At 70.5% G+C, this 13,488-nt stretch carries 14 protein-coding genes; 7 read left to right on the forward strand and 7 right to left on the reverse strand.

The features are described 5' to 3' along the window. The first annotated feature begins 1 nt into the window (after position 1). The 4 genes from IEZ03_RS08965 to IEZ03_RS08980 all read left to right on the forward strand — a co-directional run bounded on the left by IEZ03_RS08965 (position 2) and on the right by IEZ03_RS08980 (position 4,669). Complete coding sequence (locus IEZ03_RS08965; RefSeq protein ID WP_184887001.1) at positions 2-928, forward strand: FHA domain-containing protein; 927 nt, start codon at positions 2-4, stop codon at positions 926-928. Further along, positions 925-2,439 (forward strand): GlnX family signal transduction membrane protein, encoded by a 1,515-nt coding sequence (locus IEZ03_RS08970; protein WP_184887003.1) that lies wholly within the window; start codon positions 925-927, stop codon positions 2,437-2,439. The genes IEZ03_RS08965 and IEZ03_RS08970 overlap by 4 nt, the downstream gene beginning before the upstream one ends. An 11-nt stretch (positions 2,440-2,450) precedes the next feature. Beyond that, on the forward strand, positions 2,451-3,302 hold the full coding sequence (locus IEZ03_RS08975; RefSeq protein WP_184890803.1) for a glutamate ABC transporter substrate-binding protein: 852 nt from the start codon (positions 2,451-2,453) through the stop codon (positions 3,300-3,302). A 161-nt stretch (positions 3,303-3,463) separates the two neighbouring features. Further along, positions 3,464-4,669 (forward strand): kinetochore Spc7 family protein, encoded by a 1,206-nt coding sequence (locus IEZ03_RS08980; RefSeq protein WP_184887004.1) that lies wholly within the window; start codon positions 3,464-3,466, stop codon positions 4,667-4,669. Positions 4,670-4,769: 100 nt separating this feature from the next. On the opposite strand, the gene IEZ03_RS08985 is transcribed toward IEZ03_RS08980, so the two are convergent. Beyond that, positions 4,770-5,417 (reverse strand): hypothetical protein, encoded by a 648-nt coding sequence (locus tag IEZ03_RS08985; RefSeq protein ID WP_229808153.1) that lies wholly within the window; start codon positions 5,415-5,417, stop codon positions 4,770-4,772. A 78-nt stretch (positions 5,418-5,495) separates the two neighbouring features. Here IEZ03_RS08985 and IEZ03_RS08990 point away from each other — a divergent pair, with 78 nt between their 5' ends. Both IEZ03_RS08990 and IEZ03_RS08995 read left to right on the forward strand, forming a co-directional pair. After that, complete coding sequence (locus IEZ03_RS08990; RefSeq protein ID WP_229808154.1) at positions 5,496-6,014, forward strand: PH domain-containing protein; 519 nt, start codon at positions 5,496-5,498, stop codon at positions 6,012-6,014. Positions 6,015-6,697: 683 nt separating this feature from the next. After that, the gene (locus IEZ03_RS08995) at positions 6,698-6,967 is read left to right on the forward strand and encodes a type II toxin -antitoxin system TacA 1-like antitoxin (RefSeq protein WP_184887006.1); all 270 of its coding nucleotides are present in this window, start codon (positions 6,698-6,700) and stop codon (positions 6,965-6,967) included. 423 nt (positions 6,968-7,390) lie between these two features. On the opposite strand, the gene IEZ03_RS09000 is transcribed toward IEZ03_RS08995, so the two are convergent. From IEZ03_RS09000 to rlmN, 4 genes are all read right to left on the reverse strand, one after another. Then, positions 7,391-7,819 (reverse strand): HIT family protein, encoded by a 429-nt coding sequence (locus IEZ03_RS09000; protein ID WP_184887008.1) that lies wholly within the window; start codon positions 7,817-7,819, stop codon positions 7,391-7,393. Positions 7,820-7,865: 46 nt separating this feature from the next. Further along, positions 7,866-8,693 (reverse strand): DUF1963 domain-containing protein, encoded by an 828-nt coding sequence (locus IEZ03_RS09005; RefSeq protein WP_184887010.1) that lies wholly within the window; start codon positions 8,691-8,693, stop codon positions 7,866-7,868. 63 nt (positions 8,694-8,756) lie between these two features. Further along, entirely contained in the window at positions 8,757-9,263 is a 507-nt protein-coding gene (locus IEZ03_RS09010; protein WP_184887013.1) for a DivIVA domain-containing protein, read from the reverse strand. A gap of 66 nt (positions 9,264-9,329) precedes the next feature. After that, a complete protein-coding gene (gene rlmN / locus IEZ03_RS09015; RefSeq protein WP_184887015.1) occupies positions 9,330-10,475 on the reverse strand; it encodes a dual-specificity RNA methyltransferase RlmN in 1,146 nt (381 codons plus the stop codon). 159 nt (positions 10,476-10,634) lie between these two features. Between rlmN and IEZ03_RS09020 the strand changes: the two genes are divergently transcribed. After that, positions 10,635-11,780 (forward strand): suppressor of fused domain protein, encoded by a 1,146-nt coding sequence (locus IEZ03_RS09020; RefSeq protein ID WP_184887017.1) that lies wholly within the window; start codon positions 10,635-10,637, stop codon positions 11,778-11,780. Positions 11,781-11,848: 68 nt separating this feature from the next. Here IEZ03_RS09020 and IEZ03_RS09025 read toward each other — a convergent pair whose 3' ends face one another. Beyond that, a complete protein-coding gene (locus IEZ03_RS09025) occupies positions 11,849-12,910 on the reverse strand; it encodes a phosphatidate cytidylyltransferase (protein ID WP_229808155.1) in 1,062 nt (353 codons plus the stop codon). Continuing rightward, positions 12,910-13,467 (reverse strand): ribosome recycling factor, encoded by a 558-nt coding sequence (gene frr, locus IEZ03_RS09030; protein ID WP_184887018.1) that lies wholly within the window; start codon positions 13,465-13,467, stop codon positions 12,910-12,912. The genes IEZ03_RS09025 and frr overlap by 1 nt, the downstream gene beginning before the upstream one ends. Between the last annotated feature and the right edge of the window lie 21 nt (positions 13,468-13,488).

Genomic DNA, 13,488 nt, shown 5'->3' on the forward strand with positions numbered 1-13,488 from the left:
CATGGCGACCTGCCCCAGCGGACACGACTCCCACGCGGCTGACTACTGCGACGTCTGCGGCGCGCTCATCGGCGCCGCGTCCGCGCCCGGCGCGGGCCCGGGCCCGGCCATGGCGCAGGCCCCGCCGGGCGGTGCGCGGCCCTGCCCGGACTGCGGGACGCCCGGCACCGACCGCTTCTGCGAGGCGTGCGGCTACGACTTCGCCACGGGCGGCGGGCAGCCCACTCCGCGGACCGAGAAATCGGCCCCGTCCCACCCCACGGCGCCGCACCCTTCGACGTCCCATCCTTCGGCGCCGCATCCGTCGGGGCCGCAGCCTTCGGCGCAGGGCCGGGAGCCGTCCGGCCCGTTACCCGCCCCCACCCCTCCGGTGCCGCGCCCGCCCGTCCCGGCCCCGCCCGTCCCCGCTCCGCCCGTCCCCGCACCCCCTGTACCGGCTCCCCCAGTGCCCGCGCCCCCGGTGCCCGCTCCGCCCGTGCCGACGCCGCCCGTGCCCGCCCCGCCCGTCCCGGGGTCGGTCTGGACGGCGGTCGTGACGGCCGACCGCGGCTACTTCGACATGGTCATGGCCGAGGAGGGCCCCGACTCGCAGGCGCTGAACTTCCCCCCGTACGCGCCCGAGCGGCGGATCCCGCTCACCGGGCCGCAGGTCCGCATCGGACGGCGCGGCTCCGCGCAGCCGTCCCCGCCGGAGATCGACCTGCGCGAGCCGCCCGAGGACCCCGGCGTCTCCCACGTCCACGCGGTCCTGCTGGCCAAGCCCGACGGCACCTGGACGCTGGTCGACCCCGGATCCACCAACCGGACCTGCATGAACGGGACGATCGACCCCATCCCCTACAACGTGGAGATCCCGATCTCCCACGGCGACCGCATCCACGTGGGCGCGTGGACCACCATCACGCTCATCCGAGGCGAGGCGACATGACGGCCGTTCGGCAGGCTCCAGGGACGGCGCAGCCCGCCCCCTCCCAGCCGCCCGCACCACCCGCGCGGCGCCGCACCACCGGGCTGCGCCGGGCGGAGCCCGAGACTCCGCCCGGCCGTGTCGCGCGGCTGCTCCCCCGCACCGTCGCGGCCCGGATCCGGACGCTGACGGCGGTGTCGCTCGTCCTGCTCGTCGCGCTGCTGGCGGTCGCGTGGGCGGCGATCGCGAACGCCCGCGAGGGCGTGCGGGTGATCGGCCAGGACGCGGGGCCCCAGGTCGTCGCGACCGGCGACCTGTACTTCCAGCTCACCGACATGGACGCGCAGCTCGCCAACGCGCTGCTGGCGGGCGGTGCGGCCGGCGGCGCGCGCGACCAGGCGCTGGCCCGCTACAACGACAACCGGCTGAAGGCGGGCGACGCGCTGCTCAAGGCGGCGAAGCTCGCCGACGAGCGCACCGAGGAGAACACGGCCCGCGACGTGCTGGACGCGCTCGGCCGCTACGAGCGCCTCGCCGGGCAGGCCCTGCTGCTCGACCGGCAGTCCGACCGCGCGTCCGGCGCGCCGTCCGCGGAGGTCATCGGCCTGTACCGGCAGGCGACCGATCTAATGAAACTGGACCTGCTGCCCAAGGCGTACAACCTCACGCTCGACAACGGCACCCTCGTCCGGCACACCTACGAGGACAAGCGGTCCGCCGTCCTCACCGGGCGGATGTGGGTCCTCATCACCGGGCTGGCGCTGCTCGTCGTCCTGGCCGGTTTCCAGCTGTACCTGGCGAAGCGCTTCCGCCGGATGCTGAACGTGCCGCTGGCCCTGGCCACGCTGGCGTCGCTCGTCCTGGTCGTGACGGGCACGGCCATGCTGTCCGGTCAGGCGAGCCATCTCCGCCAGGCCAAGGAGGACGGTTTCGACTCGATCCTCTCCCTCGCTCGGGCACGCGCCATCAGCAACAGCGCCGCCGCGGACGAGACCCGCTTCCTCCTCGACCCGGATAGGGCCGACGCCTACGAGCAGGTCTACCTGAACAAGTCCCAGACCGTCCTCTACCTCCCGGCAGGGAACCTGACCGAGTACAACAAGGCCGTGCAGGGAGACCTGTCGTTCGAACCCGGACGTGCCCGTTTCCTCGGCTTCCTCGGTACCGAGGCCAACCGGCCCACGGAATCGGGAGAGCAGCTGTCGCAAATGGTGAACGCCCTCAACAAGGCCCTGGCCGACTACCAGAAGGTGCAGGCGAACGACCGCCAGATGAGGGACCTCGTCCACGCCGGGAAGCGCTCGGAGGCCATCGCGGCACGCGCTTCCGCCGCCGAGGACTTCGCCGTGTACGACAGGTCCCTGCAGAGCCTCATCGGCCTTCACCAGAAGGAGTTCGACGAAGCAGTGAAGGACGGAGACGACGGAACGAGCGGCTGGTACACGGTGCTGCCCATCGCGGGCGTCGCCATCGCCCTGCTCGTGCTCGTCGGAGTGCGTCCCCGCCTGGCCGAGTACCGGTGGTCGAAGTGAGGGGACGGGCCCTGCGGTCCCCGAGATGGGCGGCGGCGGCCGCGGCGTTCGCGCTCCTCGCCGCCGCATGCGGGACCGTGGGAGAGGCGACGTCGTCCGTCGCCGGCTCGGACGGCCTGGTCATCGGCGTCCAGCGGGACCAGCCCGGCCTCGGGCAGCAGATCGGCGAACCGGCGGACGGATACGACTCCTACGAGGGTTTCGACATCCGCATGGCCAAGGAGATCGCCAGGCACCTGAAGGTCCCCGCCGCGAACGTGACGTTCCGGAGAGTGGCGTCCAAGGACCGCGAGGAACTCATCCAGTCGGGCGCGGTGGACATGGTCGTGGGCACCTACTCCATCACCCCGGAACGCAAGACGAAAGTGAAGTTCGCAGGCCCCTACTATGTCGCCCACCAGGACATTCTCGTCCGGAAGTCCAATCCCGCGTCGATCGGGGACCTGCACGATCTCGCCGGTAAACGGCTTTGCATGGTCCCGGGGTCGCAGTCGTTCCAGCGCGTCGCCACGGAACAGAGCGTCAGCGCGGTGCCCGTCGAGGCCGAGGGATATACCGACTGCCTCAACAAGCTGATCGCGGGCGACCTGGACGCCATCTCCACCGACGACCTGATCCTCGCGGGCCTCGCCTCGGAGGCCGCCAAGAAGGGCGAGTACATGAGGCTCGTGAACGCGCCGTTCTCCGACGAGCGCTACGGCGTCGGCCTCCGGCAGGACGACGTCGAAGGCTGCGAAGCGGTGAACGAGGCCATCACGAAGATGTACCAGGACGGCACGATGCGCCTGCAGCTCAAGCGCTGGTTCGCCCCCACCGGACTGGACCTGACGACCACCGTCCCGCAATTCGAAGGCTGCATCTGACGTCCATCACGAACGGTATTCGAGCACTCACTGAATGGCACGGACCTCGGCCGGTCACTGAGATCAGTCGGTTACGTAAGTTACGGTCGGCCCGCGTGATCGTAAGTTATGGTCGCGATCAAAAATCGGTCCGGTAATCACCGTCACCCCCGAGGAGTGCAATGACGACGGTCATCCTGGTGGTGATGTGCGTCGTGGTCGGGGCGCTCGAGCTGTACGCGGGCAAGCAGAGCCGGGATCAGTCGAACGCGTTCTCCCGCCGGATCGACGAACTGAACGAACAGGTCACCAAACAGAACAACGTCCTGGTCACGGTGGGCGAGCAGCTCACCGCCGAACTGTCGCGCGTCAAGCAGGACGTGCTGCCCGCCCTCGACACCCGGCTCCGCCAGAACACCGGGCAGGTCGAGGAACTCGCCGGGCTCGTCCACCAGGCCGACGAGTTCCTGCGGACCCAGGCCGGCCGGCTCCGCGACCTGGAGCAGCAGCGGATCACGCTGGCCGCGCTGCGCCGCAAGCTCGGCGAGGTGGAGACGTCCGTGCGGGCCGTCACCCGGACGGGCGCCGAGGAGATCGAGGGCAAGGTCGACACCGCCCTGGGCCGGCTCGCCGACCTTGAGCGCGGCGGCGAGGAGATCCTCGCCCTCCAGCGCACCCTCACCCGGACGCTGGAGGACGTCGAGGACGTCGTCGCCGAACTGCTGCAGTTCACCGAGGGCGAGCTGGACGACACGGTCAGCGCGGCGCTCACCGGCCGCCCCCGCCCCCACGGCGACGCCGTCACCGCCACGGGACGGCTCTGGACGCGCGACGACCAGCTGGACGACATCCTCGGCGAAATGTACGAGCGCTGCGTGCGCGCCAGCCGCCTCAACGTCCGCTTCCGCACCACCGAGGGCTCGGACGGGCCGGCCCCCGGCTCCCCCGAACGCCGCCGGTACTTCCTCGGCGGCCAAGCCGCCGAGGACCTGGCCGGCGCCTTCAGCGCGCTGCTCATCTCAACCGGCGCCGACCTCCCCCGCAACGGCCTGCACGACGCCCCCCGCGGCGAGGTAAGACGCGGCCTAGCCCGCATCGAACCCGGCCTCCCCCCAGGCGTGGAACCGACACGTCCCCCCGAAGACGAGGCCGCCCTCAAGGCCCTCCTCAGAACCCTCTCGGAATGCTCCGGCGCCGTAGCCCAGATCGGCCCCCTAATGGCCGTCCGAACCCGCGACGAACTCCTATGCGCCGTCCTGACAGCCGCACAGTCCCTGGAACTGGAAAGCGACGAGCTCTTCTGGGACCCGTCCGCCGCAACAGTCCGCCTCCGCCGCCTCCCCTCCCACCAACTATGGGACCTGACCACCTGGGCCACCGCCCCCTAACCCCCCCACCCAGCCCGCCCAAGCCACCCCAACCCACACCAATGCCACCGGGTCCAAGAAGACCGCGATCTCCACCGCCCAGCTGGGGCGCTGCCCTCCGTCAGCTCCGCGCCCCGACAGGCTGGGCGGCCACGCCGTAAACCCGCACGGTTCGCTCCGCCGGGCCGCCCAGTCGCACGTACAGCGGGCACGTCAGGGCGCGCGACACCGGATCCACCTCGACGCAGAGCCCGATACCGGCCGCTCGATCAAGGAAGACCGCGTTCTCCACCGCGCGCGCCCCTCGCACCGCGTACGGGACGGAATCGGCGTCGCCGGTGTCGAAGAGCTCCTCGAACGTCAGCCTCCGCGCGAAGCGCATCAGCACCTCCGCGTCCACCACGCGGCTGCCGATGGCCGCCGCCGGGCCCGCCACGACGATGCCGAAGCTCGGATTCTCCCGCCCTCGGACGTAGATCTCCCGGTCGGGCTCCAGCCCCCTGCGCCGTCCGGAGATCTGCAGGCCGAACCCGGCGTCGCCGTTCAGGTACGCGGGCGGGCCGAACCCGTCCCGGGCGCGCAGGGCCCCCGCCGGCATCTCCCAACCGGGCAGGTAGACGCCGAGCCCCCGCAGGAGCAGCCGCCAGATGGGCCGCCGGGTCACCTCGTGCACGAACTCACCCCGTGCCCCCTTGGCGCTCCGCGCCCCGCCCGCGTCCCCAACGCCGTCCATGACGATCATCATCAGCCGCCGCTCCCCCTCCGGCAAGGCCCCGCTTCCCTTACTGCGGCGGCGCGGTCGCGTCGGCTACCGTTGAACCACCCGGATCTTGACGAGGACGCAGCCGTGAACCTGCAGGACATGATGGTGCAGCACGACAGCTCGTCGCGCACCGTCGACAAGTACCTCATGTCCCACGAGGGACGCGTCATCGCCGTTCGCCACCATCCCGCCGTCCTCATCCCCTCGGTCGCGCTCGTCGTCGGCGGGCTGGTCGCCTGCGCCTCGGTCGCCGTGATCACCGGCGTGATGTGGATCTGGTGGCTGTGGCTGCCCACGCTCGGCTACCTGCTGTGGAAGATCATCGCCTGGTCGCTGGAGTTCTTCCTCGTCACCGAGCACCGGGTGATGCTGGTCAAGGGTGTGCTCAACCGCAACGTCGCGATGATGCCGCTGTCCAAGGTCACCGACATCACGCTGAACCGCTCCATGATCGGCCGGATGCTGGGCTACGGCGAGTTCCTCACCGAGTCCGCGGGCCAGAGCCAGGCCATCCGCGCCGTCAACTTCATGCCGTACCCGGAACAGCTCTACCTGGAAGTCTCCTCCGTGATCTTCGGCACCATCGACGAATCCCCCGACTAGCCCCGCTCCGGCCGCCACGCGGATCCCGCGCACCTACCAACGCGGCAACCCCCGCCTCTCCACTGACCGGCCGCCCCATCCGCACGCCGACCATCACTCCAGTAGCGACACGGCAGCCGGACACCCACACACGTCCCGCCATCCCGACCTGCCATCCCGACCTCGCGTCCCGACCCGGCGGCCCGGCCGGACGTCCCGACCCAGCGGCCCGACCCGGCGGCCCGACCGGACGTCCCAACCCGACGGCCCAAACCCGGCGGCCCGACCCGACGGCCCGACCCGACGGCCCGACCCGGCGGCCCGGCCGGGCGTCCTGTCCCGGCGGCCCATCGTCCCGGCGGCCCGACGTTTCGGCCCGCCGTCCTGACGACGGCGGCGGCGCACCGGCATGTGCCCCCCCGGGTTCAGGCACCGCGGTCGATGCCGACTGCCTCCGGCCGACACCGAGACATGCACTTCCCAGGAAGGCGAATCCTGGAACGGAGTGTTACCGGGCTTTCACCAAGAGATATGCGTTTCGGCCGCGCCACCGGTGATCGAGGACCCCTTCGCACACCCTTGGATGCGCCTGGTAGCCATGCCCGCCGAATAGTCCCGCCGTGCGGTGATTCTCGTCCTCTGTGGGGATGTCCCGAGGTGACGACCGGGCGTACTTTTAAATGCCGCAAGGAAGGAGACCGGCCATGTCTGAGTCGGTTCACCAGGACCTTCCCGCCACCCACGCCGACGATCACATCGCCTTGCGGATGTCCGCGGAACAGATCCTCGTGATCCGTAAGGCGGCCGAGCTGGCCGGCTGGACGGTCACCGACTACGTACTGTCCACCGTTCTGGACCGTGCCGAACGAGACCTCTACGAACACGCCGCCGCCCTGGAGGCCGCAGCTCCCACCGACTTCACCGACACCGACCCGTCAGACCCCTTCCTAGCCCTCCTGTCGGCCCTGACCTGACCCGCCTCCATCTCCGGCGCCCCCGAGCTCCCGCCCGGAGACGAAAACCCGCCAGCACCCCCCACGACTCCCCAACGACCACGCAACCATCACCGCACACGGCAACGGCTGCTCACGGCCTACCCGGCGCAGAGGGCGTCGGGTAGGCCGTGAGCGCCGAGTCCGACGACCCCGACCACGGAGATGGCCGGAGTTGATCAGGAGCTGGTCGGCCGGTTGGTGGCCCCGGCCCGTGAGCAGGGCAGGAGTTGACCGATGAGGGCGCTACCTGACGGTGGTGAGCCTGGCCCCCAGGGGGCACGGGCCGCAAACGCTGGGTCATGCCGCGCCGGCGGGGGCGGTGGAAGGCCGCACTCAACGCCGTCGCAATCGCCTGAGGTGATTACCGGGTGCGGTTACGGGCGTCCGGTGCGGTGCTTGTGGTCAGGGGGTGGGGACGGCGGTGGAGAGGCGGGTGGCGTAGTCGGCGGCTTCGGCTTCTGAGGCGTACTTCTGGCGGGGCCAGAAGAAGCCGCGGAGCCCGTCTTTGCGGTCGCGCGGGACGATGTGGACGTGCAGGTGCGGGACGCTCTGGCTGATGCGGTTGTTCATCGCCACGAACGAGCCGGCCGCCTCTAGCACCGACTCCATCGCGGCCGCGAGGCGTTGTGCGTGGCCGAAGAACGGGCCGAGCATCTCGCCGGGCAGATCCGTGAGGGTCTCGTAGTGCACGCGCGGGATGAGCAGCGTGTGCCCCTTGAAGAGCGGCCTCGTGTCAAGGAATGCCATCGCGTCCGGCGCATCCATCACCACGTGCGCGGGGCGCTCCCCTTTGGCGATCTCGCAGAACACGCACACCTTCGAATCACCCATGGCCATATTCTCCCCCGGCGTCGCAGGTCCCGAGTGGGAGCGGGGGTCAGGCGGCCTGGAGGGTCAGCCAGGTTTGTTCGAGGGGGTCCTCCGGTCTGGAGCAGAAGTAGACGCGGCCAGGGTCGCCCCAGTACCAGCCGAGCCGGTCGTCAGAATCGAGTTGGAGCAGGAGACGCCACTCGTCTACGGCGCGCTCCTCGTCCCGAGTCAGGGGCGGAGGTGCTACGGAGTCCAGGGGGCGGCCCGTCGAGGTGTACAGGCAGTCGGGGCCTAGGGGGCGCTGGACCAGGGCTGGCCAGCCGCCCAGTTGGTGGGCGGGCATGTCGCGGGGCCAGATGTGCTGCGACCAGACGGCGTGCAGTTGCTCGTAGACGGGCACGAGGCCGCTGTAAGCGGCCTCCAGCCGGCGCACAGCAGGTTCCTTGGGGGACGGCAGGGAGAGGAACGGCATGGCGTGCAGGCGCGTCTGCGGGTAGGTCAAGGCGCCGGGGGGCGGGGCCGCTTCACGAAGGTCGCCGGTGAAGAGGCGCCAGCCGTCGCGTTGCGCGGCCGTGTCGCCCCAGGGGCGCGGGACGTCGCTCGCGTAATAGAAGGCGGCCTTCCCAGACGACGGGATGCCGGAGATCTCCCCGAACGGGGTGAGGTCGGTGAAGTCGATCGCGCCGAGGAAGTCCAGGGGGCGACCGTTCCAGCGCGGCCAGGGTTCGCCGGGCGGCAGGAGCGGGGTGCCGCCGAGGTCGACGGGTGCGTCGCCCTCGGCGCCGAGCCTCAGCGCCCGGCCGGCCAGGGGCAGCAGGGCCGCGGTGACCTCCGGGGTCAGGAAGGCGGCGAAGAGCGCTCGGAGGCGGGCGTACTGTTCCGCGAAGTGATCCATGCACGTAGCCTCACCCGGCACGGGAACGGCGCGCAGCATCCCGCGAACATGTGGATAACTTCGTCAGCGGCGTTCGAGGGCGCTCGCGAGCTGCAGCAGGAAGCGGTCGACCTCCTGCTCGTCGTAGCCAGGGCCGAGGCGGACGACGCGGAAGGCGCTCTCCCGCACGTCGCGGGCGGTCACCGGCGGGGCCGAACCGCGCAGGCCGGCGATGACCCGGTCGAGGAACGCGTCCACATCCCGGACGTCGTAGCCCGAGCGGATGCCGGCGCCCGAGAACCGGGCGTTCTGGATCCAGTTGATCAACCAGGCGGGCTGGGCGCGCGACCGGCCCGGCCGCTCCCTGATCGGCGCCCTCGCCTGCAGCTCCCTGATGCACTCGCCGACCAGCTCGTCGACGGAGCGGGGGTCGTAGCCGCGCATGACGACGTCGAACCGGGTGCCCCGCACCTCGTCCGCGGACATCGGCGGCCCGCCGTTCAGCGCCTGCGAGATCCTCCGCAGCAGCGCGTCCACCTGACCGCGGTCGTAGCCGCGCAGGACCACCGGCAGCCGCACACCCGTCTTCACCGGTACCGTGCTCCTCAGCCCGCATCAGCGCGGCCGCGGGACGGCGGTGACACGCCCGCGGCGCGCTCAGTCCTTGGTCGCCGCGGCCAGCTGACCGCAGGCCCCGTCGATCTCCCTGCCCCGAGTGTCGCGCACCGTAACCGGAACCCCGTGGGCCTCCAGGCGGCGGACGAACTCGCGCTCGTCCTCCGGCCGGGACGCGGTCCACTTGGAACCGGGTGTCGGGTTCAACGGGATCAGATTGACGTGTACGAGATTCCCGCGCAAGAGCCTGCCGAGGAGATCCGCCCTCCACGCCTGGTCGTTGATGTCCTTGATGAGGGCGTATTCAATCGACACGCGGCGGCCGCTGCGTTCCGCGTAGGCCCAGGCGGCGTCCAGGACCTCGGCGACCTTCCAGCGGTTGTTGACCGGGACGAGGTCGTCGCGCAGTTCGTCGTCGGGTGCGTGCAGGGACACCGCAAGCCGCACCGACATGTCCTCCGCGGCGAGCTTCTCGATCGCCGGGACGAGCCCGACCGTGGACACCGTCACCGAACGCTGGGAGATGCCCAAGCCGGCGGGTGCCGGATCGGTGATACGGCGTACCGCGCCTATCACGGCCTTGTAGTTCGCCAGCGGCTCCCCCATGCCCATGAAGACGATGTTGGAGACGCGTCCGGGCCCGCCTGGGATGCGCCCACGCGCCAGTGCGCGCGCGCCCGCGGTCACCTGCTCGACGATCTCAGCCGTGGAGAGGTTGCGGGTGAGCCCCGCCTGACCGGTCGCGCAGAAGGGGCAGTTCATGCCGCAACCAGCCTGGGAGGACACGCACATCGTCGCCCGGTCCGGGTAGCGCATCAGCACCGATTCGAACAGGACGCCGTCGAACGCCTTCCAGACGGTCTTCAGCGTCGTGCCACCGTCACAGTCCATCTCCCGTACGGGGGTCAGCAGCGACGGCAGCAGTTCGGACACGAGACGTTCGCGGACGGCGGCCGGCAGGTCCGTCATCTTCGCCGGGTCGTCGACCAGCCGGGCGAAGTAGTGCCTCGACAGCTGGTCCGCGCGGAACGGCTTCTCCCCCAGCTCGGTGACGGCCTCGCGGCGTTCCGCGGTGGTGAGGTCGGCGAGATGCCTCGGCGGCTTGCCGCGCCGTGGGGCGGCGAAGACGAGCTTGGCCGGGGTCTTCTCGGGCGCGGGGCCGGCGGTTGCGGGCTGGGTGGCAGACATGGTGCCTCCAGTGTCGCAAACAAGGCCGTGTGCATCGTCCATGTGCACGGTCCATGTGTATCGTCCGTCTCGGCCCCGCGTCCGGTGCCGGCGCGGCGCCGCTCGACGCGTACGACGACATTCCTGCACATGACCTTGTGTGCGACTAAGGTCTCGATCATGTCGGTATTGCGTAAGGGCGCCGCCCCGTCCCGGGGATCGAAGGCCACGGTCGTCCACGCCTCTGCCAGCCCCTACGGCAGTCGGCGGCTCATCATCGAGACCGACGGTGACGTCACCGCGGCCTACCTGAAAGACGCACGCGACTCGGTGGTCGGTGCAACGTGGGTCGGAAACCACCGCAAGGCCCCGGCGGAGCTCGACCGGTCCCGGCTGGAGGCGGGCCGTGCCCCGCTCCTGCCCGAGTCCCATGTTCGCCATCCGGAGCCGCGCAAGGCACTCGACGCCGAGGGCCTGGAGGTCGTCTGGTTCGAGGAGGGCGACGGTGTGGCCGTCCTTGAGGCGGGCGACCCGCTGTTCGTCATCCCCGGCTGGTCCGACATGGGACGCGGCATCCCCGGATACGCCCGCGACGCGACCCGCCAGAGCCCTTTCGCGTTCCCACTGGACGAGGAGATCGAAGACTTCGGGCCGCGGATCGACCGTGCGCGCGAGCACTGGAAGATGGTCCGTGCAGACGGTTCCTGGGCGGACTTCCAGCAGGCGGTGCTCGGCCACCTGCTGCAACGGCTCGGCCCGGGTGGCCACTACTGGCACGATGTCGGCCGGCAGTTGGGCAGCGCGCGGACGGGCGCGGCCCCGACCGTGGGGGTGTCCGAGCGTCCCGCACGGGGTGACCGCGAGTTCACCGTGCTGAGCACGGTCGGAATGTGCCGCCAGCGGATGCCCACCGTCGAACTGTACGAGGACGACGTCGCCCCCTTCGGGCGGATCGAACTGGCCGTCGCGAGCACCCTCCCGAGCCAGCGCGCCGGCAGCATCTTCCCTTGGCTGGCGCAGTACCCATGGCGGTCCGTGACCTGGTTCGCCCCCGGGGACGTCGTCAAGTGGTACCACGAGGCCCGCACGTTCCCCCTCGGCGGCGACGAGGCGAAGTGGGAGGGTGTGCTCCTGCTGGACGATCCAAGTCGTTTGACCGGCCCTGAAGGCCCCGCCCTGACGGGCTTCACGCTCAACGGCGATCCCGTGCGGTGGCTCTGGCTTGTGCCCATCACCGCTGAGGAGCACCGCTACGCCAAGAGCGAGGGATCGGACGCGCTGATCAGGCGCCTCGCCCAGCAGGGCAGGTCCTGGGTCGTCTCCTGACCTTCCGACGTCCCGGCTCGCCTCACCGAGTCCGGGGCGTCTGACGCCTTCGCCGCGTCCCGGAACCGCTAGCTCGGAACGAACAGCTCCAGCAGGAGCCAGACGACGGGGGCCGTCGCGACCAGGGAGTCGAGGCGGTCCATCACTCCGCCGTGGCCCGGCAGGAGCGTTCCCATGTCCTTGATGCCGAGGTCGCGCTTGACCATCGACTCGACGAGGTCGCCCGCGGTGGCGGTGACCACGGCGGCGAGGCCGACCAGCACGCCCTGCCAGATCTGGCCGCCGTCCAGCAGCCACCACACGAGCCAGCCACCGACGATCATGCACATGACGGCCGAGCCGGTGACGCCTTCCCAGGTCTTCTTGGGACTGATCGTGGGCGCCATCTTGTGCTTGCCCAGGAAGGACCCCACGAAGTAGCCGCCGGTGTCACTGGCGACCGTGATGGCGATGAAGATGACGGTGCGGTGGTCGCCGTCGTCGGGCCGCATGAGCAGCGCGACGATTCCGCCCATCAGCACCAGGTAGCCGGCCAGGAGCGACCCTGCGGCGACGTCCCGCACGTATCCGTCGGAGCCGTCCAGCATCCGCGTCATCAGCAGTGCGAGGACGGTGAGGGAGACCGCGGCCACCGTGGCGGTGGGCCCCCACACGTAGGACACGACCGGTGTGCCGACCATGCCCGTTGCCACGGGGATGAACGGGACGCCGATGTCGCGGCTCCGGAACGCCTCGGCCAGTTCCCGCATCCCGAGGAAGAGGAACACGACCATGACGGCCAGGAAGATCTCCTTGACCGTGTAGAGAGAGAGCAGCACCAGGGCGCCGAGAGCGGCGCCCACGGCGACGGCCAGGGGGAGGTTACGGCCCGTCTTGCCTACGGGCTTGCCACCCTCGGGCGCTCCAGCCGACGCGCCCGCGGAAGCCTCGTCGGCAGCGGGCGCTAGGGGCTCCTCGGCGGAGGGCTCGTTCGCGGGCGAGGGGTGGGCGCGCACGTCAGTCGTATCAGGGGCGGGGGTGGGGCCGGAGGACGGAAGCTTCTCGGGGGAGGTGTCCGGTGCCTTCCCGGACTCGGCGGCCTCCGGTTCGTCCGGGGAACCCGAGGGCTCCCCGGCATCATCCATCTTCATCAGACTTCGAGGAGTTCTGCCTTCTTGTGCTCGAGCAGCTCGTCGATCTGCGCCACGTAGCGGTGCGTGACGTCGTCGAGTTCCTTCTCGGCACGGTGGACCTCGTCCTCGCCCGCCTCGCCGTCCTTGGCGAGCTTGTCGAGGGTGTCCTTGGCGCGGCGGCGGATGTTGCGGATCGCGATCTTGCTGTCCTCCGCCTTGCCGCCCGCGACCTTGATGTACTCCCTGCGGCGCTCCTCCGACAGTTCGGGGAAGACCACCCGGATGACGTTGCCGTCGTTGCTCGGGTTCACGCCCAGGTCGCTGTCGCGGATCGCCCTCTCCACCGCCTGCATGGACGACTTGTCGTAGACCTGGACGATGACCATCCGGGGCTCCGGCAGCGTGAAGGACGCCAGCTGGTTGATCGGCGTCGGCACCCCGTAGTACTCGGCGGTGATCTTGTTGAACATGGCGGGGGTGATGCGGCCGGCGCGGATGGTCTGGAAGTCCTCCCGGGCGACCACGACCGCCTTCTCCATCTTCTCCTCGGCTTCGAGGAGGGTCTCGTCGATCACTGTGACTCCCATGTCATCTGG

This window comes from Actinomadura livida (assembly GCF_014648675.1).
GTDB classification, from domain to species: Bacteria; Actinomycetota; Actinomycetes; order Streptosporangiales; family Streptosporangiaceae; genus Spirillospora; species Spirillospora livida.